The 25,544-nt window shown below is 47.9% G+C and carries 12 protein-coding genes; 8 read left to right on the top strand and 4 right to left on the bottom strand.

What is annotated here, in order from left to right:
• Positions 1-4 precede the first annotated feature (4 nt).
• The 4 genes from nusG to HXT33_RS05340 all read left to right on the top strand — a co-directional run bounded on the left by nusG (position 5) and on the right by HXT33_RS05340 (position 4,140).
• Complete coding sequence (gene nusG, locus HXT33_RS05355; protein WP_421786877.1) at positions 5-832, top strand: transcription termination/antitermination protein NusG; 828 nt, start codon at positions 5-7, stop codon at positions 830-832.
• A 367-nt stretch (positions 833-1,199) separates the two neighbouring features.
• Positions 1,200-1,631: a 50S ribosomal protein L11 gene (gene rplK / locus HXT33_RS05350; RefSeq protein WP_004118588.1), complete on the top strand. Its 432-nt coding sequence runs from the start codon at positions 1,200-1,202 to the stop codon at positions 1,629-1,631.
• Between the two features lie 14 nt (positions 1,632-1,645).
• Positions 1,646-2,341, top strand: coding sequence for a 50S ribosomal protein L1 (gene rplA, locus HXT33_RS05345; protein WP_004106273.1), 696 nt, complete (start codon positions 1,646-1,648; stop codon positions 2,339-2,341).
• Between the two features lie 611 nt (positions 2,342-2,952).
• A complete protein-coding gene (locus HXT33_RS05340) occupies positions 2,953-4,140 on the top strand; it encodes a hypothetical protein (RefSeq protein WP_421786875.1) in 1,188 nt (395 codons plus the stop codon).
• 434 nt (positions 4,141-4,574) lie between these two features.
• Here the strand turns inward: HXT33_RS05340 and HXT33_RS05335 are convergent, their stop codons facing one another.
• Both HXT33_RS05335 and HXT33_RS05330 read right to left on the bottom strand, forming a co-directional pair.
• Positions 4,575-5,936 carry a helix-turn-helix domain-containing protein gene (locus HXT33_RS05335; RefSeq protein WP_421786873.1) on the bottom strand — a complete coding sequence of 454 codons (1,362 nt, stop codon included), beginning with the start codon at positions 5,934-5,936 and terminating at the stop codon, positions 4,575-4,577.
• A complete protein-coding gene (locus HXT33_RS05330) occupies positions 5,899-8,058 on the bottom strand; it encodes a DUF6020 family protein (RefSeq protein WP_421786871.1) in 2,160 nt (719 codons plus the stop codon). Before HXT33_RS05330 ends, HXT33_RS05335 begins: the two co-directional genes overlap by 38 nt.
• Before the next feature lie 107 nt (positions 8,059-8,165).
• Between HXT33_RS05330 and HXT33_RS05325 the strand changes: the two genes are divergently transcribed.
• Positions 8,166-9,056, top strand: a complete 891-nt coding sequence (locus HXT33_RS05325) for a biotin--[acetyl-CoA-carboxylase] ligase (protein ID WP_308583131.1) — start codon at positions 8,166-8,168, stop codon at positions 9,054-9,056.
• A 278-nt stretch (positions 9,057-9,334) separates the two neighbouring features.
• Here the strand turns inward: HXT33_RS05325 and HXT33_RS05320 are convergent, their stop codons facing one another.
• Positions 9,335-9,988: a biotin transporter BioY gene (locus HXT33_RS05320; protein ID WP_004137606.1), complete on the bottom strand. Its 654-nt coding sequence runs from the start codon at positions 9,986-9,988 to the stop codon at positions 9,335-9,337.
• A 213-nt stretch (positions 9,989-10,201) separates the two neighbouring features.
• On the opposite strand from HXT33_RS05320, the gene HXT33_RS05315 reads away from it, so the two are divergent.
• From HXT33_RS05315 to HXT33_RS05305, 3 genes are all read left to right on the top strand, one after another.
• Positions 10,202-12,115 carry a biotin carboxylase N-terminal domain-containing protein gene (locus tag HXT33_RS05315; protein WP_375169286.1) on the top strand — a complete coding sequence of 638 codons (1,914 nt, stop codon included), beginning with the start codon at positions 10,202-10,204 and terminating at the stop codon, positions 12,113-12,115.
• Positions 12,112-13,758, top strand: coding sequence for an acyl-CoA carboxylase subunit beta (locus HXT33_RS05310; RefSeq protein ID WP_419388812.1), 1,647 nt, complete (start codon positions 12,112-12,114; stop codon positions 13,756-13,758). Before HXT33_RS05315 ends, HXT33_RS05310 begins: the two co-directional genes overlap by 4 nt.
• A gap of 117 nt (positions 13,759-13,875) precedes the next feature.
• Complete coding sequence (locus HXT33_RS05305) at positions 13,876-23,463, top strand: fatty acid synthase subunit beta domain-containing protein (protein WP_421786868.1); 9,588 nt, start codon at positions 13,876-13,878, stop codon at positions 23,461-23,463.
• Positions 23,464-23,707: 244 nt separating this feature from the next.
• Here the strand turns inward: HXT33_RS05305 and HXT33_RS05300 are convergent, their stop codons facing one another.
• Positions 23,708-25,495, bottom strand: a complete 1,788-nt coding sequence (locus HXT33_RS05300) for a PASTA domain-containing protein (protein ID WP_421786866.1) — start codon at positions 25,493-25,495, stop codon at positions 23,708-23,710.
• Positions 25,496-25,544: the final 49 nt, after the last annotated feature.

Here is a 25,544-nt window from a genome sequence, read left to right as displayed (position 1 = left end):
AAATATGACTGATGAGTTCAATCCCGAAGAAGCAGAAGCTGTAGAAGTTGCATATGCTGTAGAAGATGTTGAAGCCGTAGATGCAGCTCCAGTTAACGATGCTGATGATGCCGCTGCCGCTGAAGCCGCTGTTGCATCTCTTGATGCAGATAACACTGAAGCTGAAGCTGAAGCTGGCGCAACTGATTCCGAATCAACTGAAGACGATCCAACTGATGCCGGCGCAATTGCTGTAGCTGAGTTTTCTAAGAAGCTGCGCACTTTGGAAGGCAAGTGGTATGTGCTTCACACTTACTCTGGCTATGAGAAGCGCGTAAAAACTAACGTTGAATCTCGTGTGCAGAACTTTGGTTTGGAAGATAAGATTTTCCAGATTGAAGTTCCAATGGAAGAAGTTGAGAAGCATACGGAAAAGGGTAAGAAAGTTATTACCCGCGTGCGTGTGCCAGGTTATGTGCTGATTCGCATGTGGCCGGATGAAAACGCTCGTCGCATTGTGCGCGAAACTGAGGGCGTGACTGGTTTCGTTGGACCTTCTAGAGAGCCAGCTCCATTGAGCCGCAAGGAAGTTGTGGCAATGATGGCTCCGATGATTGCTTCCGAAGCTTTGAAGAACGCTGGAGATAAGCCTGCAGCTGCACGTAAGCGCAAGGTTGAAGTTGCTTACAAGGTTGGCGATCAGGTTACTGTTACAGACGGTCCATTCTCTACTATGGCTGCTGTGGTTTCGGACGTGGAGCCTACAACTCAGAAGCTTACAGTGTTGGTTTCCATCTTTGGTCGTGAAACTCCTGTGGAGCTTGGTTTCAACCAGGTTGAGCCGATTGTTTGAGCTGAAATCCTGAGCCGAAATCTTAAGCCGAAATCTTAAGTTTTTATAGCTTTCACAAACCGGGGCGCGTTAATTTGCGCTCCGGTTTTGTTTATTTACTGAGCCATGGCATATTTTGTGAATATGCATAGGTGGCTTCATGCTAAGCATGTAGCGAAAATATGTTGCTGCTAAATTGTTAAGAATTGCAGCTGTCGTAATGCAGCGTGTCGCGAAGATGTGGCATAATAGGAAGGCTTGTGACTGGAGGAGTAATCCGCTAGCACAGCACAGCAATACAAGATGCGGGAGGAAGCTGCAAAACGGCTTTATATCAGCGTTTGCAGCAACCGTTTGAACCGCTTGTACAAGAAAGAAGAACCATATTATGGCTCCGAAAAAGAAAGTCTCCGCGCTTATTAAGCTCGAGATTCAGGCTGGTAAAGCAAATCCAGCCCCACCACTGGGTCCAGCATTAGGCTCCCACGGCGTGAACATCATGGACTTCTGCAAGGCCTATAACGACCAGACGAAGGACAAGATGGGTCAGATCGTCCCAGTAGAGATCACCGTTTACGAAGATCGTTCCTTCACCTTCATTTTGAAGACCCCACCAGCCGCTGCTTTGTTGCTTAAGGCTGCTGGCATTCAGAAGGGCACCGAGAATCCATTGACTCACAAGGTTGGTTCTGTGACCAAGGCTCAGGTGCGCGAAATCGCCGAAATTAAGATGCCTGACCTCTCCGCACGTGACGTCGAGGCCGGTATGAAGATCATCGCGGGCACCGCTCGCTCGATGGGTATTACCGTTACCGACTGAAAGGGAGTGTAGAAATGGCTAAGCGTTCTAAGAAGTATCGTGAAGCGGCTGAGAAGATCGACCGCAATAACCTGTACACCCCAGCTGAAGCTATTGCTTTGTTGCAGAGCATGCCAAAGCACGCTTTCGACGAGTCCGTTGAGGCTGTTATGCGCCTTAATGTGGATCCTCGTAAGGCTGATCAGTTGGTTCGTGGCGTTGTGAACTTGCCAAACGGCACCGGTAAAACCGCTAAGGTTTTGGTGTTTGCTCGTGGCCCAAAGGCTACTGAGGCTCAGGAAGCTGGCGCCGACATCGTTGGTGATGACGAATTGATCGAAAAGGTTGCCGGTGGCTTCCTTGACTTCGATGCAGTCGTTGCAACCCCAGACATGATGGGTAAGGTTGGCCGCTTGGGTCGTGTTCTCGGTCCTCGTAGCTTGATGCCAAATCCAAAGACTGGCACCGTGACCATGGATGTTGCCAAGGCTGTTGCAGACATTAAGGGCGGTAAGATTGAGTTCCGCGTGGATCGCCAGGGCAACCTGTCCTTCCTCTTCGGCAAGCTCTCCTTCGATGCCAAGGCTCTTGAAGAAAACTTCAAGGCTGTTGCAGACGAAATCCGCCGTTTGAAGCCAAGCACCATCAAGGGTCGTTACATTACTAAGGTAACTGTGACTTCCACGATGGCTCCTGGTGTTCCAGTGGATATTGCAAGCATCGCTGCCTGATTTATTGCTGAATTTATTGCCTGCGTAATTTTGCGCACAATATAATTAAGCGTTAAGGCTTAAACGCTGAAAATGTGCTCTTTTTGAGTTACGTTTTCAGCGTTTTTTGTTACTTATGTCGCTGCGTTTCTGCATTAGTAACGAATAAATGGTGTTTTGCTTTGTTAGTGCAGTAGACAATCTGCGTTAGTAACGAATAGGTGACGAGAGAGGTTGCGCGTGCGTGGGGGTGCACGGCGTGTCGTTTAGGAATGGCGGTTTTTCAAGGGTTTGCGGGCTGCGCGGGGGAGCTGCCGCGAGTTTCCTGAGAGTTTTCTGAGAAAAATCTTTGAAAATCGTGAAATAGTATTTTTTACGATTAAACAGTGTTGTTTGGCGTATTTTTTATGGTTTTATGCGATTTTACTTGAATATTTTTGTAATTTTGTTGATGTTTTCTGTGTTGGATGCATATTTTTGCTCTTGACTTTTTCGAACGGGGGGGGGGGGTATGTTAATAACAGCTTTCAGCTAGATACTCTATCTGAAAGTTATCCACAAGAGATTGATTTTGTGGGTTTATGTTTTTCACTGCGTTTTAAGCGTGGTGGAGAAGAAGAAAGGAAAATATTATGTTGAATAAGAAGGCTATCGCCGCACTCGCTGCTGGCGCCACCCTCGTTTCCGGCTTGGCTTTCGCCGCCCCAGCAATGGCTCAAGATTCTGCCCCAGCAATGGCTCAAGATCCTGATTTTAGCCCATTGCTCGTGCAGGATGTTAATGCTGCTAAGGTTGCTAAGGCTAAGGAAGATCTCAAGAAGGATCAGAAGACTCTCGATGATGCTAAGAAGGATCTCGAGAAGAAGCAGAAGGAATTGAAGACTGCTGAGGCTGAAGAGGCTGCTAAGAAGACTGCTCTTGATAACGCCGATGAGACTGGTAAGGCTGCTGCTCAGACTGCTTACAATCAGGCTAAGGAAGCAACCAAGACTAAGAAGGCTGCTGTTGAGGAAGCTAAGAAGGCTGTCACTAATGCTCAGAATAAGGTTGATTCTGATAATGATGTGATTAATGCTGGTAAGCCATCTAACACCACTCCAACCACTCCAACCACTCCAACCACTCCAAAGGATGATAAGAAGCTTGATCTTATTAATCTTTTGAAGGGTGGCGATGAGCCATCTGGCGCTACCATGGTTTCCCCATTCGGTACCAGCACTCTTTACACCAACTACAAGGGTTTGACCGCTGAACTTATCAAGAAGGGTATCACCAACATTGCTGCTTACGATGCTCTTCTCGACAAGCTCGAGTTCGGTTTGAAGCAGTCCGGTTGGGCTAACATCATTAAGAACTTTGGTGGCGACAACTGCGCTTACTTGGCTAAGCTTCGTCGTCAGCTCCAGAAGGCTGTAAAGCACTACGGCCACGTTGAGGCTGCTGTGAAGGATATCCTTGCAGAGCTTAACGAGGATTACAATGATGCTAAGGCTGCTGAGGATTGGGATGCAGCTAAGGTAATCAAGGGTAAGATTGCTCAGGCTAAGGGCTTGCTTGAGGTTGCTCATCACAACCGCACTCGCGCTGAAGCTATCTTGGATTCCGCTAATGATCACGCTCGTGATTTGAGCTGCGATACTGGCGCCAAGGATGTCTTGAAGGCTCTCAAGGGTGCTAAGGCTGACAAGAAGGCTGACAAGAAGGCTGATGCTAAGAAGGCTGCTCCATTGGCTAAGACCGGTGCTGTTGTAGCTTTGGCTGCTGTTGCTGCTTCCGTGCTTGCTGGCATGGGTGTTGCTCTTCGCAAGATCCGTCACTAAGCTGTTAGCACATTAAGTGTGTTGATTGTTTAATGATTTGTTTGTGAGCGCACTGTATGTGAGTATGGTGCGCTCACTTGTTAAATCTTTCACTCAACGTGCTGTAAGGGCTTTATGTTCTTGCAGCGGGTTTGCTTTCGGACTTTTGCATGATTCTACTGTTTTGCCAAATCTCTTTCTTCACAGTGGTGTTGTGCGCTGGTTTTCGGGGGCGTGACTGTTGAGTGTTTGGCTGGCTTGTTTGTTAGGGAAACGAGTCGGTTTTGTTAAAGGGCTTGGGTTTGGTGCTACTAGGGGCATCAGGCTCCAAGCCCTTTCTTCGTATGTGTATGCTTGCTGACTGTACCATTGCTAGATGTTGTTGTTGCGATGCGACCAAAACGACTCAGAGGTGAGTAGTTTAGGTCGCGCGTCTTTATTGTCGTGCACTTCGTTTAGTGCGAATCTCGAATGCGACCAATTGTTATTGCCGTTTGCAGCACGTAAGCTGCGCGCGGATCCGTCGCATCCCAACCTGTAGTTTGCGCAACCTTACGCAAGCGATATCTCACAGTATTTGGATGCACATTCAGCTCGTGCGCAGTCTGATCAAGAGCGCCGCCAAAACGCAAGAACATATCAATCGTTTCAAGAGTTGGATCATCACTACTGTATGGTGCCAAACTTTGATACACCTTGTTATACAAAGTATTAAAAGCAGTAGAATCGCCAATAAGCGCGCGTTCTGGAAGCACGTCATCAGTATGAATAACCTGTGGCAAATGTTTAATCGCCGGCGCAACAGCAATCGACGCAAGAGTTGCGGTAAGTTCGGAAGAAATCTCACTAACTCCTTCAACTAAACTACTTACGCAAATAGGCTTTTTAGAAGGAGCGAACACGCTGCAAATCTTCTCTAAAGCTTGTTCGCTAGGTTCTTCACGCACGGCAAGCAGAATAATATGCGAAGGCGTAGCAAAGGCAGCGGAATCGTTAATATTTTTAGCAAAAGACTTAGTTGCCTGCCATGATTTAGAAATACGTTGCAATGCGCTACTTTGCACGCGCTCAACAATAGCGTCGTAGGCGTTGCAGCTTCCGAGTTGCGGCCAAATATTGCGACGTAAAGCATCTGTATTGTCGGCAGGAGCTACAGGAGCTGGTTTTCGATTTGGGCCGTCATCCGGAGTGATTTCCTTGCCAAAAGTTCCTGCAATAATAACTATTTTTGGAGAGTCGGGCCACTGAAGCAAATGTATAAAAGCGTTAATTCTAGAATCGCAAATGCCGTTCATTAAGCAAGTTGCAATTAAAGTGTGCAGGCGAAGGCGCATAGCTGAGTCGAAAATCTGGCCGTCGCGAGTGTCAAAAATTCCAAAATCAGTGGGTTTAGGAGCGCTCGGTAGGGGAGTAAAATGCGGGGCGGAGTTTGCGGAAGATTGAGTATCTTTGCTGGTATCTTTGCCTTTATTATCTTTGTTTTTAGCGTCTTTGCTTTTATTATCTTTTTGATTTGCAGAAAGCCTATGCCACAAATGGTGACGGTGCTTTTCTTCATTAGATTTGGCTTCCGCAGTAGCATTTTCGGGCTGATTGGCTTCGGCCTGATTATTTTCAGTATGATTGGTTTCAGCCTGGCTAAATTCAGCATTATTAGCTTCAGCTTGGCTAGTTTCAGCTTGGTTAGCTTCAGCCTGATTAGTTTCGTAAGATTGCACGCCAGCTAAAAGCGAGAGAAAATCAAAATCTTCAGAAGGTACAAGTGAAGCGCGCTCGCTGCTATTTTGCGCAAACTGCTGTGTATGCTTCTCGTCCATCTTGTGCCTTTAACTCTAAACATTCTTTATTATTATAGCGCGTGCGAGTAGAAGTATCTCTCCAAAAAGTAAGAACCACAAAGCAGAAAGCAAAAGCAATAGGCAGCATATGACGCTCAAAATTATTCGCAGGTGCCAAAATCATTACTCCAATAAGCAAAGCCAAAGGCATATGCCACAAAACCGTGCGCCAACGGCGAAGAATAATTTCCGCAACCCCAATCAGCAGCGTTGCAATCACAAAAGTATTTCCGTGAATAGGCCAGCCGATAACTGGAATATCGCTCCAAGTGCTTATGAAATCTGCAAAATCTGTGCGGAACTGAGGATTCCAGTAGCGAATCCAATCTGAATTGCGAATATTATCCGTGTCAATATAGTATTCTGGACCAACGTATGGGCGGTCAAAAATATCGAAATAGCCGTAAGATTTCGCAAGAAAAGCATCCGTTGCCACAAGCGGACTATGTGTTACCATTTGCCACCATGCAATATTTAATTTGCTAATATTTTCGCGACTAACGTAGCGCCAGCGGTAACTTACTTTCTTTGACTGCAATCCAGAAGATTTCACAGGATCAGCATCGTAAGGTTTATAAGCTTCTGCGGTTTGATCGAGGTTAAAAATAGGTGCAATAATACGTTTTGCGCTTTTAGGAATGCTGTGTGGGTCGAGTTTTGCAATGCGCGCGATTTGTTGCAATTGCACGCCGCGGCTTTCAATAGGATCGCCATTAATAATTGCGCCACTGGAAATAAGAAGCAGCAGAGCGCCGTGAATAATAATCGTTGGAAGCAAAATAGTGCAGAGCCACAGACGCCAGCGTTTGCGCATGAATATAAACAGAAGCACGCATTGTATAAGTAGAATATACCATGCATATTTTGCGGCAATAAGCATGACGCATACAGAAATAAGAAGCTCTAAAACGGTGTGCCAGTTGGTTTTTGTGCAGTTTTGCTTAGTTTTGCTGGAGGTTGAATATGTGTTGCTTGTGTTTGAATATGCGTTGCTGAGTTCATAATTTATGCCGAACCACCATAGGAACGCGAAGGCAAAAAGTGGCGATTTTGTGAGCGCAATTGTGGAGCACACAACAAGCGGGCTTAGCAAGAACATTAGCAAGACGGCGAATCTTGCGAACATTGGGGTTTGCTGGGTTTGCTGCGTTTGCTGGGTTTGCGGCAATTGTGCAATTTTTAACCAAGGTCGATTTAAGAAACGATTTGCGCTCGCGGCAACGCACCAAACGGCAAATATAAACTGTATAAAAGCTAAAAGTATAATTCCAGCATCGTTGGAATCGGTAAAATATCGAGAAACTGCGGTTGTAGCGCCGTAAATAACGGTTAGAACAATGTTGTGCTGATCGGTTAAATAGGTTGGCTTCGAAGGCCAAAGGTAGTGAGCTGTGGGGTAAATGTCCATTGGAACGAAGCTAAAGAAACCAATATAGGGCTGCTTTAAGCCTGTAACCTGATTCCAAGCCCAACTGTACTCGCGAATTTGCGAGCAGATATCTGCGCCGTACGCGGCAAGCAAAGTGACCGGAGCCCAAATCCAGCCTAGGAAGAAAGTGAGGAAAAGATTGCGGCGGTTTCGTGTGGAATGCTTAATAAACCAGAGCGCGGCGTTATAAAAACGCTTCGAAATGTTGCGAATTAGGCGGCAGATTGCGTGTGCGTGGTGCTTTTTGATTTTGCGAGTAGCTGTGTTTTCGCTTTTGATTTCGTTTGTTTTCTTGTCAGCTTTTTCGACAGTTTTATCTGTTTTCTCTGTGTTAATCTTGTGCTTTTTTCTAAAAATCGACTTAATCCACGCCCCAAAACGGCTATATTGCTTAGGGAAAGAAGCATGCTTGCCGTAATAAATAATCGTCCACAAAATAGTCGCGTATACTGCGAAAGCGGCAATAAAAATCAGCGCATTAATCCAAGAAAAATCAGTAATCGAACCTAAATGAACCTTAATGTCTTGGTTGCGAAAGATTGGGCCGAGGCTTGTACAAAGTGCAAGAATAAAGCAAAGTATTGTGGAAAGTACGTAACAAAATATGCGAGATGCGAGCTCTATTCTTGCGCGCATCTGCTCAGATTGCATTTTGCAACGTATTTGCTTCATCTGTTACACCTGCTAATTTTTTACGCATACTAACTGCTGCTACTTATTCTGCTTAAATTCGTGAAAATAAACACGCTAAAGCACGTAATCTGATGTAAATTATACCTATGACTACTTTTTCTTCGCAAAGTGTGGCATTGATGCCGCGCACGTCAAATGTAGCAGATTTAGTAAAATATTTCGCAATTACGGATTCTACGCAAAATATTGCGCGCGAAATCATACAAAAAGGCGAAATAATTTCGCGAGATGACGGAAAACCAACAATATTTGCGATTGTTGCAGACGAGCAAACAGCTGGTCGCGGCAGGCTTGGACGCGCGTGGGTGAGTAGACCTGGGGAAAGTTTTTTGGTATCTTTCGTAACTTTGCTGCCAAAAACTATAGTTATGGACGAAAGTAGAAACGGCTGGTTGCCAATAATTGCAGGGCTTTCGGCGCGAGATGCTCTGCTGGAAACGTTCCGAGAATATAAGAGTTCGCCGATTCATGCGGATGCATGCGCGCTTAAACTTAAATGGCCAAACGACGTATTTTTGCACGACTGCAAAGAGGGCGGAATCTTAACAGAAATTGTGGCTGATCCAAGCAAGGATGATGTTGTTGGAGTAGTTTTTGGAATCGGATTGAATTTGCATGTGCCGCAAGAAGTATTGCCGATTAAGATGGCAACTTCGCTGCAAATGCACATGAGCGGGCTGCCGAAAGCTATAGAATTGCGTGATGCGATTGCTGCAAAAATCGTTACTGGATTGCGAGTGAGATTATGCGATTTTATTCGTGATTATCCAAGTAATTGCGCCGGTTTACTTAAGGAGCTAAGCGATGTGTGCTGGACTCTTGGTCGCAAAGTGAATGTGCATCCGGTTGATGGAAGCATTGTGACAGGAACGGCTGTGAAAATTGGGGAGGATGCGTCTCTTACGATTCGCAAAGATTCCGGCGAGGAGATTGTGGTAAAAAGCGGCGATGTGCAGGCAGTTGCGTACGAAGAGTGAGTTTAAGTAAAAAACGCTCCAAACGCGAGATGGATTCCCCACGTTTGGAGCGATACGCCACACCAAACGCTCCAAACATGAGATAGATTCCCCGCATTTGGAGGGTTTTGCAGCCACGAACGCTCCAAACGCGAGACAAGTTGCGCACGTTTGGAGTGCTACGCAACAGTAAACGCTCCAAACATGAGATAGATTCCCCACGTTTGGAGCGTTGTGGTGAGTTAAATGCTCCAAATGCGAGGAGAATTTCCGTCTTTTGGAGCGTTTATGTTTAGTTGTTACGCGCGCTTTTTGTTAAGTGCGTTGTACAAGCCGGAGCAAGCCGCGCTCGCAACAAAAGCCTTAATTAAATCGCCAATCATGAAGATAATCAAGGTTGCTGCAGCAGTAGAAAGCGGCATGCCGGTAAGTAAGCTCTGACCAAAAATGCCGAATGCGTAAATCACAATCGTGCCGATTATGGAAGCAACTGAGTAGGTGCAGAAGCGTGCGAAAGTCTTCTTAAATGAGCGTTCTGGCATCATTGCGTCAAGAGCAACGTCAAATACGCGCTTCAAAGCGGCAGTTGCAGCAACGCCAAAAATAAAGCCAACGAGGAAGCCGGCAGTAGGACCTGCGAATACGGCCCAGCCGCCCTTAAATCCAGCGAACACAGGCAAACCTGCAGCGCCCAAAGCCAAATACATTACAACTGACGCAACGCCCTTTTGCCAGCTCAAAGTCAAACCAATAATGCACAAAACAAGAGTCTGCAACGTAATTGGCACAGGAGTAATAGGAAGATAAATAGCTCCAGCCATTGTAGAAAGTGCCAAAAGTGCGGTTAGAAGAACCGGCTTAGCAAGCCAAGTTGCGGCTGCTTTTACTTTACTAACGGTTGCATTAGATGTTGCGGTTGCAGTTGTTGCATTATTCTGATTCATGTTAGTCATGAAAACCTTCTTTTGGTTATTGCCGGCTTGCTGATAGATTATCCGTAACTTAAAGTTGTGCTAACTTAAGTTTTTGCCGGCTGTTTTCCGTTTCGCTAATCACAATACGTGCCACAAAAATCATGTGCATTGGAGAAGTGTACAAAATTTTGCTCTAGCTTTTGTGTATGTCGGCTCATACGTAAACGCAACTTTTCTAATATCTTGTAACGTATGGTTACGAATATCAAAAAAATTCTCATCGCAAACCGCGGTGAAATCGCTTTGCGAGTTATTCGCACGGCTCACGAAATGGGCATTTCTACTGTTGCAATTTACGCGCCGACTGATCGTAACGCGCAGTTTGTAGAAATGGCAGACGAAGCGTACGCACTTTCTGGAGACACGTATCGCGACACTTATTTAAACGAGGACGCAATTCTTGACATTATTAAAAGAAGTGGCACGGATGCTGTGCACCCGGGGTATGGTTTCCTTTCAGAAGTTGCGTCTTTTGCGAAGAAAGTCAACGATGCTGGAGTTATTTGGATTGGCCCGCGCCCGGAAGCGCTTATTGATTTGGGAGATAAAATTACAGCTCGTCGAGTGGCTGTGCGCGCGAAAGTGCCGCCAGTTCCAGGCATTTCGGAGCCGGTAAAAGATATTCGAGAACTTTTAACTTTTGCGCAAACGCACGGCTATCCGGTGATGATGAAGCGCACGGATGGCGGCGGCGGACGCGGCATTACAGTCGTTCGTAACGACGACGAGTTGCGCGGCTTTTATATGAATCACGACGCTCTTCAGGGCGGCGACTTAGACGAATATTTTATTGAGCGTTTTATTGACAAGGCTCGCCACGTAGAAACGCAGTGCGGCCGCGATGCTCACGGAAATTTCACCGTATATTCCACGCGCGATTGCTCGGTGCAGCGCCGAAACCAAAAGCTGGTTGAGGAAGCTCCGGCACCGTTCTTGACTGACGATGAAAAAGATCAGCTTTACCGATATTCTCGTAACCTATTTGAAGCTGTTGACTACGTTGGTCTTGGCACGTGCGAATATATGGTGACTTCTCAGCATAAAGTCTATTTCCTTGAAGTTAATCCGCGATTGCAAGTTGAGCACACGGTTAGTGAGGAAGTTAGCGGGCTTGATTTGGTGCGAGAGCAGCTCAATATTGCTGACGGCGGCGAGTTGACTAAGGATCCAGAACCTCGCGGACACAGCTTTGAGCTTCGCATTACTTCGGAAGATCCTGCTACGAATTTGACTCCAAGTTCCGGAACTTTGACGAAAATAAAGTGGCCTTCCGGTCCTGGTATTCGCGTCGATTTTGGTGTTGAAGTTGGAGACAATATTTCTCCAAAATTCGATTCCATGATGGGCAAGCTTATTATTACTGCGCAAAGTCGCGAAACCGCTGTTGCTCGCGTGCGTCGCGCTTTGAAGGAACTTTGTATTGAGGGCGTGCCAACTCCAGCAAAACTTTTTGAGCAGATTTTTAACGACCCTGAGTTTACTGCGGAAAATCACAGTTTTGACGTGTCTACTAAGTGGATGGAACGCAAATATTTGAACCGCGTTCCTGCAGCTTCCTTGGGTGGTCAGCCGGCTTCGCTTGTTTCTGGAAAGTCTGCGGATGAATCCGAAAATAAGCAGCCTGCAATGGAATCCTTCATTATTGAGGTTGATAATAAGCGCGTAAAGCTTACAATTCCGCAAGATATTGTTGACAATTTGACTGGCTCTGCTCGTGTTCGTAGCGTTTCTAGAGCTTCGCAGCCTCTTCGCGGACGTTCTCTTCGCGGAAGTACTCACAAATCTGAGGAACAAAAGCAGATTCCAGGCGTAATCGCAGCGCCTATGCAAGCTGTTATTACGCGCGTGAATGTGGCTGAAGGCCAGCAGGTTGCCAAGGGTGATTTGCTTGTGGTACTTGAGTCTATGAAAATGGAAAATTACGTTTACGCTCCTGCAGCTGGTACTGTTACCGGAATTTTTGTGGGGCCTGGTGACGGCGTGGAATCGGGCGCAAAGCTTGTGACTATTGATCTTGCTGGGGATAAAAGCGCGGATAAGAGCGCAGAAAAATCTTCCGGATCTTCTGAAAAGTCTTCTGAAAAGCCGGAAGGAGAGCAGAAATGAGCACTTTAGCAAAAGAAAAGTCTGAAATCTCTGGAACTTCAGAGAAAACAGTTAATAGCTCTTCTGTTAATAGCTCTGCTGACGCAACAAACTTGCAGCCTCGTCGCGGGAAAGCAGCTGTTCAGCACGCAGCACAACTTGCTCGTGATGCAGAACAAAAAGCTTTAGAGCGTCAGCACGCAAAAGGTAAAAGCACTGCTCGCGAGCGTCTCGACTTGCTTTTTGACACCGGCTCATTCGTGGAAATCGGACGTTTTAACGGCGGTGACATAAATAACGACGTTGCCGGATGCGCTGTAATCACCGGCTTTGGCGAAGTTTATGGCAGAAAAGTTGCAGTTTACGCTCAAGACTTTTCTGTGCGCGGCGGAACTTTAGGCAAAGCTGAAGGCGAGAAAATCTGCCATCTTTTGGACATGGCTGTTGAGCTTCGCGTGCCAGTTGTGGCAGTAATTGATTCTGGCGGCGCTCGCATTCAGGAAGGCGTTAGCGCGCTTATGCAATACGGTCGCATCTTCAAAAAAACTTGCGAAGCAAGCGGCTTGATTCCGCAAATCTCAATTATTCTAGGACCTTGCGCTGGCGGCGCTGTGTATTGCCCTGCGTTGACTGATTTTATTATTATGACGCGCGAGCACTCAAACATGTTCGTTACCGGTCCGGATGTTGTTAAAGCTGCAACCGGCGAGGCTATTAGCATGGACGATTTGGGCGGCGGTCTCGTGCATAACGCAACCTCCGGTGTCGCTCACTATTTGGGCGAAGATGAAGCGGACGCAATCGACTACGCTCGCACAATTCTCGCTTACTTGCCATCTAGCTGCGAAGTAGAGCCTCCAACTTTTGCTTATGCTGCAACGCGCGCGGATCGCGAAACTGCTCGAGAGTTGGCAAGTATTGTTCCGGATAACGATCGTCAGCCTTACGATGTGCTCGACGTGATTCGCAGAATAGTTGATTACGGCGAGTTTGTGCAAGTTCAGGAATTGTACGCTGCGTCTGCAGTGGTTGGTTTCGCTTGCATTGAGGGGCATCCTGTTGGAATCGTAGCAAATCAGCCGAAAGTGAACGCTGGTATTTTGGATGTAAATTCTTCCGAAAAAGTCGCGCGGTTCGTGCGATTGTGCGATGCGTTTAATTTGCCTGTTGTGACTTTGGTTGATACTCCAGGTTACAAACCTGGTTCAGATCAAGAGCACGCAGGAATTATTCGCCGAGGTGCAAAAGTGATTTATGCGTACGCGAATGCGCAAGTTCCGCTTGTTACTGTGATTTTGCGCAAAGCTTTCGGCGGAGCTTACATCGTTATGGGTTCCAAGTCGATGGGTGCGGACGTAAATTACGCGTGGCCAACCAGTCAGATTGCAGTTTTGGGTGCGCAAGGTGCTGTGAATATTATTCATCGTAAAGATTTGCAAAAAGCTAAAGAGCGTGGACAAGACGTTGCGGCTCTTAGAAAGCAGCTGGTTGACGAATATGAAGCGACTACTGTGAATGCAAATCTTTCGCTGGAAACTGGTCAGATTGATGCGATGATTGATCCGGAGCAGACTCGCGATATGATTGCGGGCTCATTGAAGCTTTTGCGAAGTAAAAAGCGCGTTTCTAGAACTGGCAAGCATCACGGAAATCAGCCAATGTAGAAATCTGTAGAAATCTGCAGAAATCTACAGAAATTACAGAAATCTACAGAAATCGCAAAACTTATAAAACTTATAAAAATTTACAAAACTTATACGAATCAACGAGAAGGAAATATTATGACAACCTACTTTTTCGACCAACTCGCTAATGATCCACACGCACTCGTGTTTGCAGGACAGTCAACTCCGTGGGTTGAAGCTTTGCGTGAGCTTAGTTCAGACGAAGAATTAAACGCAGAACTCCACGAGTATGAAGCAGGCGCAAAAGCTTTGCTCGCGCCAATTTACGCCGAGCTTTTGGCCAACGCCGGCGGCGACATAAACGTGTTTGACGCGCTAGAAAATAAGCATATTAATGCTGCAAACGCGCTTCTTAGTGTGCCTGGAATTACGCTTGCACAGTTCGGTGCAGTGCGCGACTTAACAAATCTTGGATACAACTTTGAAGTAAACAAGCCGTGCGCAGTTTTGGGTCATTCTCAAGGCGTAATCGCAGCAGAAATTGTAAAAGCGCGACTGAAAGCAAAATCTTGGCAGAAGGCTCGCGCTCAAATCGAAGAACTTCTTGCAATCGCATACTTAATCGGAGCTGCAGGGGATCGCGAATCTCGCATGCTTGAAATTACTGGTGACGGTGAGCGCACTCCAATGCTGTCTCTTAAAGGAGTTACTAAAAAGCAGGCAGAAGCCTTGATTTCCCGCGTAGAGCGCACGCGCGGAGAAGTGTCAATTGCTGTTAAAAATGCTTACAATCACGTGGTTATTGCAGGCTATCCGGAAGATATGGAAGCTGTTGCAAACGAAGCGCAAAAAGAAACAAAGCGTTCGCAAAAATTGCGCGAAATGAAAGTTCGCGGCGGAGCCGTGTTTGCGCCGGTTGCCGAATATTTGGATGTTACTGTGCCATTCCATTCGCCAATGCTTCAATCCGCTGTTGAGCAGGTAGTAGAGTGGGCTAATGAGGCCGGTTTGAACACTACAGTTGCGCGCGAATTGGCTGATGCTGTGCTTGTAACTCCTGTTGATTGGGCTGCGCAAATTGGCGAAGTTTTGGAGCAGAACGATGCGCGTTCGCTTTGGATTTTAGATATGGGTCCTAGCGAAGTGCTTGGAAAGCTTACGGGAGTGCTTGTGCAAGGTACGGGCGCTGGAGTTGTGGAAGCTGCTACAATGCGTTCTCGCGCCGAGCTTTCAACTGCAGACTCGGATTCTGAGCCACAGCGTACCGGTTGCTGGGCTGATTTTGCGCCTCGAGTAATCAACACTCCTTCCGGACGCAAAGTTCTTACTAAATTTAGCAAGCTTACCGGCAAAGCTCCTGTGCTTCTTGCAGGAATGACACCAACGACAGTAGAGCCGGAAATCGTTGCGGCTGCAGCGAATGCAGGATACTGGGCTGAGCTTGCTGGTGGCGGTCAGGTAACTGCGGAAGTTTTCGATCGCCATATGAAGTCGCTTGAAAATCAGCTTCGTGAAGGCGCAACTGTTGAATTTAACGCCATGTTTATGGATCGCTACCTGTGGAATTTGCAGTTTGGTTCGAAACGAATCGTAGCAAAAAAGAGGCAATCTGGTGCTCCAATTGACGGTGTAGTTATTTCTGCTGGCATTCCAGAACTTGACGAAGCTAAGGAATTAGTAGCGTCTTTGCAAAAAGACGGATTCCCTTACGTAACGTTTAAGCCGGGAACAGTTGACCAAATTCGTCAAGTTGTGCGAATTGCTAAAGCTGTTGCTCCAGCCACGATTATTGTGCAGGTTGAAGGCGGTGCTGCAGGCGGCCACCATTCGTGGGAATCTCTTGACGATTTGCTTATGACAACTTACGCACAAGTGCGCGAATGCGAAAATTTGGTGCTTGTTGCAGGCGGTGGTATTGGCACTCCTGAGCGTGCTGCAGACTACATTTCTGGCGAGTGGGCAAATGAATACGGTTTGCCAAATATGCCTGTTGATGCTGTGATGATTGGTACAGCTGCAATGACAGCAAAAGAGGCGCACACAAGCCCTGAAGTAAAGCGTATGCTCGTTGAAACTCCGGGTATTGTGATGCCAAAAGCTTCAAGCGTTGAAGGTTTTGATGAGGATCCGTTCGCACCAATGGGTGAGCGTTGGGTTCCTTCTGGCAAAGTGATTGGCGGTGTGACGAGTGGTTTAAGCCATTTGCACGCAGATATTTACGAGTTAGAAAACGCTTCTGCTCGCTGTGGTAGGTTGCTCGTTCATATGATGAAGCATCCTGAAGAGCTTGAAACTCGACGCGATGAAGTAATAGAAGCGCTTAACTCTACTGCAAAACCATATTTTGGTGACGTGGAAAGCATGACTTACGCTCAATTTGCGCAGCGTTTCCTCGATTTGGCATACCCGTGGGTGGATCCTACTTATGCAGATCGTTATCTTCACTTGTTGCAGCGTATTGAAGCGCGATTAGTGAGCCAAGATTCCGGCGAATTTACGTCGATTTTACCAACTCGTGCGCAAGTTAGCGAAAAGCCGCAAGCTGCTTTAGACGCACTTTTGCAAGCGTTGCCTCAAGCTCTAGAGATGAACGTTGTGCCAATGGATGCCGCATGGTTCCCAACTTTGGTGCGCGAATACCCGAAGCCAATGCCTTTCGTGCCAGTTATTGACAACGATTTGCTTCGCTGGTGGGGTCAAGATCAGCTTTGGCAGTCGGAAGATTCGCGCTACTCAGCTGACGCTGTGCGCGTAATTCCAGGTCCTATTTCCGTTGCTGGAATTACGACTATGGATGAGCCTATTGCGGATATTCTTGGTCGCTTTGAGAAGGCTATGCTAAATCGTGCGGAAAGCGCGGAAATTGCTGGAAGTGCTGGAAGTGCGGATAATAGCGCGAAAAATAATGCAAATCAGTCTGCATTCAGACAAATTGCAGCAGCTGCAAACGTGGAAGCTTACGTGCGCGCATGCCCGAATATTTCTTGGGTTGGTCACGTAACTACAAATCCGGCTTATGCAAGCGCTATGGGTGACGAAAATTACGTAATTACTGTAACTTCTACAAATAACGACGTAATTTCTCTCGATTTAGATATTAAGTTAGATACTTTCTGGGATAATCAAGAAAATCAGGAAGCACAGAATGCTGCTAAAAATGCTGCTAAAAACGCTGCAAACTCGCCAAAACGCAAGCACGCAGTTAGAGATATTGTAATTCCGCTTACAGTTGACGCAAGTAAAGCTGGAAGTATTCCGGTAGTTGACCGCGAGCGTCTTCCAAAGCACGTGTACGAAATGCTTGCAGCAACCGCTGGTATTGGAAATACTGCGATTACAGGCGATGTGCTTGACGCAATGCCAAAGGTTGAAAGAGTAAAAGAAGATGGCAGTTTGGCGAAATTGCCGGAAGATTTGCTGGAAGAAGGGTATAGAGATTTCCCATTCGGCTTGGTTCACTCTTCTTATACTTTCTCTCGTAATCTTGGAATTGATCACGAGTCGGCTACTGCTGGCCGATTGCCAGACGGACTTCTCGCTTCTCGCATTGTGCCAGACGCGTTAGTAGGCCCTGCTTGGCCAACAATTTACTCGGCTTTAGGCTCTGTGATGGTTGACGGCTACCCGATTATTGAAGGCTTGCTTAATGCGGTTCACTTGGATCACTTAGTTGAGCTTGATGTTGATGCTGAAGATTTCCGCAAGTATGTTGATAAGCGAATTAATTTGCTCGGCTGGGCAGAACCTTACGCAGAGTCTGCTTCCGGACGCGTTGTAACAATTCACGTTGTGCACACTGCAGCTGACGGAACTCGACTTGCGCACGAAACTGAGCGTTTTGCTATTCGTGGCCGCAGCTTTAGCAACGCTCTTCCGGAGCCTGCTGCTGAATATGGCGACGCAGAAGGCTTGCATGGCTACGAAATTGAAGACACTCCTCGCAGAGCTTTGCGCAGAGTAGTAGTTCGCGCGCCTCACGATATGACCGCTTTCGCGCGCACTTCTGGAGATTTCAACCCAATTCACACTTCTAAGCGAGGTGCTGCAATTTCCGGACTTTCCGCACCACTTGTGCACGGAATGTGGCTTTCTGCAACAGCTCAGCATGTGGCTCAAGCTTTGGACGAAAAGGGCGCTCGCTACGAGCTAATCGGCTGGTCTTACAACATGTACGGCATGGTTCAGCTGGATGACGAAGTAGAAATCACAGTTGAGCGCGTTGGTAAAGTTCGTCGCGGCGGACTTGCTTTGGAAGTTACGTGCCGAGTTGATGGGCAAATCGTGTCTAAAGCAAGCGCACTTACTCGCGCTCCACGCGCAGCATTCGTATACCCAGGTCAGGGCATTCAAAAGCAAGGAATGTCGCTTGATGAGCGCGCAAAATCGCCTGCTGTGCGCGATACTTGGGAGAGGGCAGATAAGCTTACTCGCGAAAAGCTTGGGTTCTCAATTCTTGCAGTTGTGCGCGATAATCCGAAGGAACTTACAGCTCACGGAGTAACATATCGTCACCCTGAAGGACTGCTGAATTTGACGCAATTTACGCAAGTTGCGCTCGCAACAGTAGCATTTGCACAAACCGCGCGTTTGCGTGAATCCGGATGCGATATTTGGCCAGCTTACTTTGCCGGCCACTCGCTTGGCGAATACAACGCTTTAAGCTCCTTCGCGCAGATTATTCCTCTCGAAACTGTGCTGGAATTGGTGTTCCACCGCGGGTCTACAATGCATCATTTGATTGAGCGCGACGAAAAAGGCCGCTCGAACTACCGCATGGGCGCACTTCGACCAAACCAGTTCGGAGTTGGCGACGAAGGTGTGAACGCTTATGTTGAAGGAATTTCTAAAGCTACCGGCGAATTCTTGCAGATTGTAAACTACAATTTGGCCGGCCAGCAGTACGCAATTGCTGGAACGATTAAGGGCTTGAAGGCTTTGCAAGCAGACGCTTCTAAGCGCGCGAAAGAGTACGGTGGAAAGCCGCCGTTCATGCTCGTGCCTGGAATTGACGTGCCGTTCCATTCTCGAATTCTTCGTAAAGGTGTGCCGGAATTCCGCGATAAGCTCGATTCGCTTCTGCCAAAGCATATTGACTACTCTGTGCTTGTAGATCGCTACATTCCAAACCTCGTGGCATGCCCGTTTGAGCTTACTCGCGAATTTGCGCAAAAGATTTTGGACGTTGTGCCATCCGAGCGTATTGAAGCAGCTTTGGAAGACGAAGCAACCTGGAAGTCTTACGCAGACGATGAGCAGAAGCTTGGTAGATTGCTTCTTACGGAGCTGCTTTCGTGGCAGTTCGCATCTCCAGTTCGCTGGATTGAAACGCAGGCTCTTATGTTTGCCGATCGCGCTCGCGGCGGTCTTGGCGTTGAAGAGTACGTGGAAGTTGGTTTAGGAAACGCGCCAACTTTGGCAAATCTTGGTGCTAAAACTCTTGCTTTGCCGGAATTTAGTGGCGAAAAAGTGACTGTTTATAACGTTGGTCGAGATGAAGGTCGCGTTTATATGACGGACACGGATTCGCTTGTGCCGGAAGTGTTTACTGAGGAAGATAGTCAAGAAGCAAGTAGCGCTGCTGATACAGCTGCCGCTCCTGCATCTCCTGCAGCAAATGTTGTCTCTGCTGCTCCTGCGGCTGCTGCTGCTCCTGCAGCTAACGCAGCAGCAAGCGGCCCTGTGGCAGACTTGCCGTTCAAAGCATCCGACGCAATTTCAATGCTCATCGCCTATAGTGCAAAAATTCGCCTCGACCAAATTGGCGATGCAGACACAACTGACACGCTTACAAACGGCGTATCTTCCCGCAGAAACCAGCTTCTTATGGATATTAGTTCCGAGCTTGGCGTGGCAAGCGTGGACGGTGCTGCAGAGGCTCCAATGAGCGCATTGCGAAAGCTTGTAGACTCGGTTGCTCCGCGCTACAAGGCTTTTGGTGCCGTACTTTCCGACATTGTGCGCGAACGTTTGCGTGCGCTTTTCGGCGCTGCAGGCGTGAAACCTGCACAAATCGACAAGCGTATTTCGGAAGTCTGGCAGCTTGGCGAAGGCTGGCGTGCGCACGTGCTTGCAGCTTTGGTTTTGCAAACTCGCGAAGGTGCTAGCGTGCGCGGTGAAAATCTTGCGCAACTTTCTACGGATCCTGCAAAGAATACTGCTGCAGCCGACGCTTTAATCGACGCAGCAATTCAACAAGTTGCTCAAGCTCACGGCGTTAGCGTTTCTCAGCCTGGTGCTGCTGGTGGTGCAGGCGGTGCTGTGGTTGATTCTGCAGCTCTTGACGCTTTCGCTCAGCAGGTTGTTGGAGCCGACGGCGTGCTTGCCGCAACAGCTAAGTTTGTGCTTTCAAAGCTTGGAATTGAAGCGCCTAAAGCAGAAACTGAAGCTGACGAAAATGCTGCTGTTGTTGCTACCGTTGAAGCAGAATTAGGTGCGGATTGGCCAAAGCAAGTGGAGCCTCGATTCGATGAGCGAAAGGCGATTCTTTTCGACGATCGTTGGGCTTCTGCTCGCGAGGACGTTGCTCGCTTGTACTACGAGCATGCTGTAAAGAATGTTGATATTCATGTAAATGAAGTTTCCGAAATCTTAAATGATTTTGGTAGTTTCCTTGGTGCAGGGGAAGCTGTAGCTTCGGAAGCCGAATGGTTCGCTTGTCTCGCAAAATCGCGCGAACTCAACAATCTTGCAACAATATTTAGCGGTATTGCTCGCGATTCTCGCACTAAACTTGCGCAAAGCAACGCTGATACTGCTCAAGCAACTCGTTTTGCAGGAGAAGTTGCGGTTGTTACTGGAGTTGCTCCAAACTCAATCGCTGCTCGCGTAGTAACAGGCTTGCTTAAGGGCGGTGCAACCGTTATTGCAACTTCGCACAGCTTCAAGCCGAGCGTTAAGTCTTGGGCAAAGAAAGCGTATCGCGAAAACGCTTCGATGGGCGCAAAACTTTGGCTTGTGCCAGCAAACTTGTCTAGCTACCGCGATGTTGACGCGCTTGTGAAGTGGGTTGGCACGGTTTCAAAGAAAGTAAGCGGCGCAACTACTACTATTTTGAAGCCTGCTTACGAGCCGAGCATGTTCTTCCCGTTCGCAGCACCTCCAGTTCACGGCACTTTGGCTGATTCTGGTTCGCTTTTTGAATCGCAATCGCGCTTAATGCTGTGGGGTGTGGAGCGTGCAATCGCTGGATTTGCGCAAATTGGAGCAGATACTGATGTGCAACATCGTATGCACGTTGTGTTACCTGGCTCTCCAAACCGCGGTATGTTTGGCGGCGACGGCGCTTACGGCGAAGTCAAGAGTGCTTTCGACGCGATTGTAAATCGTGCGCATGCGGAAAGCGTGTGGTCGGATCGCGTGACTTTCGCTCATCCAAAGATCGGTTGGGTGCGCGGAACCGGCTTAATGGGCGGAAATGATCCGTTGGTTGCTGTAGTTGAGCGTCACGGATTAACTACCTACTCTACGCAAGAAATGGCAGATCGTTTGCTTGATTTGTGCACTCGCGAGGCGCGCGAACAGGCTGCAATTGCGCCTTTGGACGTAGACTTTACGGGCGGATTAGGCAAGGAGCCTCTTGATTTGAACGCGCTTCGAGCAGAAGCGTTGGAAGATCAAAAGCGTGCTGAAGCTGCGGAAGAAGCTGTTGAAAATGCGGCGGAAGCTGCAGAATCTTCTGCTAAATCTTCTGCAAAATCAACTGCTAAATCAACCAACAAAGCGCTTCCAACTCCTTACGTACCAACTCAGCCGCAAGTCAACTTGTCTGATTGGAAGAACGTAACAGCTCGTCCGGAAGACGAAATCGTAATCGTCTCCGTCGGTGAGCTTGGACCATGGGGTTCTGGACGTACTCGTTTCGAAGCAGAGCTTGGAATTAAGGAAGACGGTTCCGTAAAACTTTCTGCAGGGGCAGTGCTGGAATTGGCTTGGAATATGGGCTTGCTCACTTGGCAAGACTCGCCAAAGCCGGGCTGGTATGATGCTGACGGCACGCTTGTTCCAGAAGAAGATATCGCAGAAAAGTATGCTGACGAAGTAGTAGCACGCTCCGGAATTCGACCATTCGAAACCGGCATGGGCGGCGACTACAAGGAAGGTGCGAACGAAGAAGAAGCGGAAATCTTCCTCGATCATGACGTAACTTTCAGCGTATCAACAGAAACGATTGCGCGCGAATACGTGGCGCTCGATGAAGCGCATACTGCAATTGCTCGCGATGCAGAGTCGGGAGAGTGGACTGTTACGCGCAAGGCAGGTTCTATGATTCGCGTGCCACGCAGGGCTGCGATGACCAGAACCGTCGGCGGACAATTCCCTAAGGGCTTCGACCCGCTCAAGTGGGGTATTCCAGCTTCGATGGTTGGAAGTGTTGACACGATTGCGTTGTGGAATATCGTCACAACCGTGGACGCTTATATTTCCGCTGGTTTCACGCCTTCGGAGATTTTGCAATCTGTGCATCCGTCGCTGGTTGCTTCTACGCAAGGCACCGGTTTTGGCGGCATGAGTTCAATGCGAAAACTGTACTTGGATCGCTTCCTGAACCACGAAATTCCAACCGACGTGCTGCAAGAAGCGCTACCAAACGTTGTGGCAGCGCACGTAATGCAAACTTATATCGGCGGATACGGAAACATGGTTCAGCCGGTGTCGGCTTGCGCAACTGCAGCGGTGTCGCTCGAAGAAGGCGTCGATAAGATTGCTCTCGGCAAAGCTGACTTCGTAGTAACTGGCGCGATCGACGATATTGGCGTGGAATCTGTGGTCGGCTTCGGCAATATGAACGCAACTGCAAATAGTGAAGAAATGTATGCAAAGGGCATAAGCCCACGATTCTTCTCTCGTGCGAACGATCGCAGGCGCGGCGGCTTCCTTGAAGCTCAAGGCGGCGGTACGATTTTGGTTACGCGCGGCGATATTGCTTTGAAGCTTGGTTTGCCTGTTGCTGGCGTGGTTGGTTTCATTCACTCCTACGCTGACGGCATTCACACTTCTATTCCTGCTCCGGGCTTGGGTGCTTTGGCTGCAGGCATGGGTGGAGCTAAGTCTAAGCTCGTACGCGATTTGGCGGCTCTCGGCGTTACTCCGGACGATATTGCTGTGGTTTCTAAGCACGATACTTCCACGAATGCCAACGATCCGAACGAATCCGAACTGCACAATACTCTTGCGCACGCAATCGGACGCACGGACGGAAATCCGCTGTTCGTAATCAGCCAAAAGACGCTAACCGGCCACGCAAAGGGCGGTGCGTGCATCTTCCAAATCAACGGTTTGACGCAACTGTTTAGAACTGGCGTAATTCCGGCAAATGCGTCGCTTGATTGCGTGGATCCTAAGCTTTCGCGCGACGACCATATGGTTTGGTTGCGCGAGCCGATGCGCGTTGGTGCAGGAACAGTCAAGGCAGCGCTCGCAACTTCGCTCGGCTTCGGTCATGTTAGCGGATTTGTGGCGTTGGTTCACCCTGGTGCTTTCGAAGCTGCTGTGGCTGCTGCCGATGGCACTGAGGCGCTGGAGGAGTGGCGCGTTAAAGCAAACGCTCGCTTAGCTGCAGGACAGAGGAGGCTTGAGGAAGGCATGATGGGCCACGCGCCGCTGTTTGAGCCAGTGGAAAATCGCCACTTGCTTAAGGATGGCACGCGCCTTCCGGACGGCACTCGCTACGACGGTCACGAGGCAGAAAAGGCGATGCTGCTCAATCCTGACGCGCGCCTTAGCGCCGACGGCTACTACTGCTGAGCTGCTGGTTTAGCTGGTTTTGACTGTAAACGCCGGGGAATTTTCCTCGGCGTTTGTTGTCGTTTTGGCGTTATGCGGAAACATTTGCTGTGTTATTCCACGGCGTTTGTTTTCGCTCTGGTTTTATTTGACCACATTTGCCGGGAATATCCCCGGCGTTTGTTGCGGTTTTGGGACACTAGTGCAGTTGGCACTCGCGCTGATTACGCTCAGGCAGGTCGTCGCGCTACGTATTTAGCGCGTTTTACAGTGATTCGCCAGGAATCGAAGACCAGTCGAAAGGTTCTTCCACAAGATAGTATGCGTTCGAATCATCCGGGGCAGGCGCGAACGGCACTGCGCGACTACGCTTTGTAGGTACAAAGGGATTAATCCAATCGCCTCCGCCGGCAGGCAAATCCTTGCGTGTTTCTTTGTAAAGCTTAGGATTCCTGCGCAAAATAAATGGTCGTGTCAAATCCGGCTTATTTTCAACTTTTCCAACGAAATATCCACTATTTACAAGCTTGTCGAACTTCGCACCAACAGGCACAACAACCATAAAATCCTGCATTGTGTAGTAGTAACCAATGCCGTAGCCTGGATCGTCATGAATTCTTTCATATTCTTCTGGATCATTATCTGGAAATTGGACGTATTTTCCATTCAGACATGTAAATCCACCGCCATAAATAGGAGCATCTTGATTGCCGCATTGCGCGATAAAACCTCCAGCATACAGTTCAACAGCACCAGTATCACCAGAAATAAGATGATTTCTCATCATTGAACTATTTGGAAGATTCTTATCAAATACAGCGTAATCCGTAGGATCTTGGCCTAATGAACTCAAATAGAGAACGCCCTTATAATTTATATAGCCTTCGCTATTTTTATCAGGTATTTTGCCGTTTTTATCTGCAATATCTGCCGGTATAAGTTCTGTAATACTTTTTTCGTCTTTTTCCCACTTTTTCTCACTCTCATAAAGACACGGAATAAGATTGATGCAATCGCCACTCTTCGTGCACCATTTGCCAACGAAAGAACCAGCACGTTGCACAAGATGAGCCGTTTGATCGCCGTAATCCATTGGCTTAGTCACCATATCTTTTGTTTTGGATGCGTCAACACCATAGTAAAGCGTTACGGCTTTAGGACTGCCTTTAGTGCCCAAAGCTGGATAAGCGCCAACGATTTTGCCGAAATACTTTGCAGACGAGAACTTCGGGCGAAGATCCACGGCGAAAGGCTTAGAAGACAACATGTCTTTGGCTTTGTCTTTATCTAAGCCAAACACGTCAACCGGAACGCCATCGCACTTTTCACCAACGGCAATATTTATTACGCCGTCTTTGCCAACAGCGTTTCCAGGCATAGGGCTAGACGCAACAATCTTACCGTCGGCAGCATCGGTAGAAGGAACGTGATGCAGTTTTACTGGAACGCCCATTGACTTCACAATTTTCTTGGCATTGTCTAAACTTGCGCCAACAACGCCTTTCGCAGGAACGCCCGGGCCTTTAGATCTTAAAATTTTCACAACTGTTTTAGTTGACACTTTAGAACCCGGCTTAACGTTTTCGTATCGAAGGAAGTTGCCCTTCTTTTCGCCGCCAAATTCGTCTATAACTTTCGTACGGAAACCCTTATTTTCCAAGGATTTTACGACTCCATCCGTATCGTCTCCAGCTTTTGGTTTAGGAATTACTTCCGATTTTGAGTTAAAGACTGTAAAAGCTACATGAGTATTTCTTGTGAAATACCAAACTGTTCCGGTAATCGCAAGCACTAGTGTTAGCACGATGCTAGTAATCATAATTGCAAGACGTTTGCGATTGTTAAGAAGATTCGCTTTATTTGGGCTTGGTTGTTTCGATTGAGTTAGTTGAGTTGGCTGAGTTGGTTGGACTTGCAGTTGTGGTTGTGGTTGCTGTTGTGGTTGCTGCGGTTGCGGTTGCTGCGGTTGCATTTCATTTTCAACAGGTGCTCCACAAAAATTGCAGAACTTATCGTCAGCGTCAATCTTATTTCCGCAATTTATGCAAAACATCGCAACCTTCTCTCATATGCGCAGCAATCTCATTTACAGAGAAATCTGC

This window comes from Gardnerella sp. DNF00753, from assembly GCF_049244275.1.
GTDB lineage: Bacteria > Actinomycetota > Actinomycetes > Actinomycetales > Bifidobacteriaceae > Bifidobacterium > Bifidobacterium greenwoodii.
This window is presented reverse-complemented; position numbering and strand designations above follow the sequence as displayed.

Coding starts and splice junctions, on each gene's coding strand:
- HXT33_RS05330 (WP_421786871.1), bottom strand. CDS start 8,058: ATGAAGCAAATACGTTGCAAAATGCAATCTGAGCAGATGCGCGCAAGA.
- HXT33_RS05300 (WP_421786866.1), bottom strand. CDS start 25,495: ATGTTTTGCATAAATTGCGGAAATAAGATTGACGCTGACGATAAGTTC.
- HXT33_RS05320 (WP_004137606.1), bottom strand. CDS start 9,988: ATGACTAACATGAATCAGAATAATGCAACAACTGCAACCGCAACATCT.
- rplA (WP_004106273.1), top strand. CDS start 1,646: ATGGCTAAGCGTTCTAAGAAGTATCGTGAAGCGGCTGAGAAGATCGAC.
- HXT33_RS05340 (WP_421786875.1), top strand. CDS start 2,953: ATGTTGAATAAGAAGGCTATCGCCGCACTCGCTGCTGGCGCCACCCTC.
- nusG (WP_421786877.1), top strand. CDS start 5: ATGACTGATGAGTTCAATCCCGAAGAAGCAGAAGCTGTAGAAGTTGCA.
- HXT33_RS05305 (WP_421786868.1), top strand. CDS start 13,876: ATGACAACCTACTTTTTCGACCAACTCGCTAATGATCCACACGCACTC.
- rplK (WP_004118588.1), top strand. CDS start 1,200: ATGGCTCCGAAAAAGAAAGTCTCCGCGCTTATTAAGCTCGAGATTCAG.
- HXT33_RS05325 (WP_308583131.1), top strand. CDS start 8,166: ATGACTACTTTTTCTTCGCAAAGTGTGGCATTGATGCCGCGCACGTCA.
- HXT33_RS05315 (WP_375169286.1), top strand. CDS start 10,202: ATGGTTACGAATATCAAAAAAATTCTCATCGCAAACCGCGGTGAAATC.
- HXT33_RS05335 (WP_421786873.1), bottom strand. CDS start 5,936: ATGGACGAGAAGCATACACAGCAGTTTGCGCAAAATAGCAGCGAGCGC.
- HXT33_RS05310 (WP_419388812.1), top strand. CDS start 12,112: ATGAGCACTTTAGCAAAAGAAAAGTCTGAAATCTCTGGAACTTCAGAG.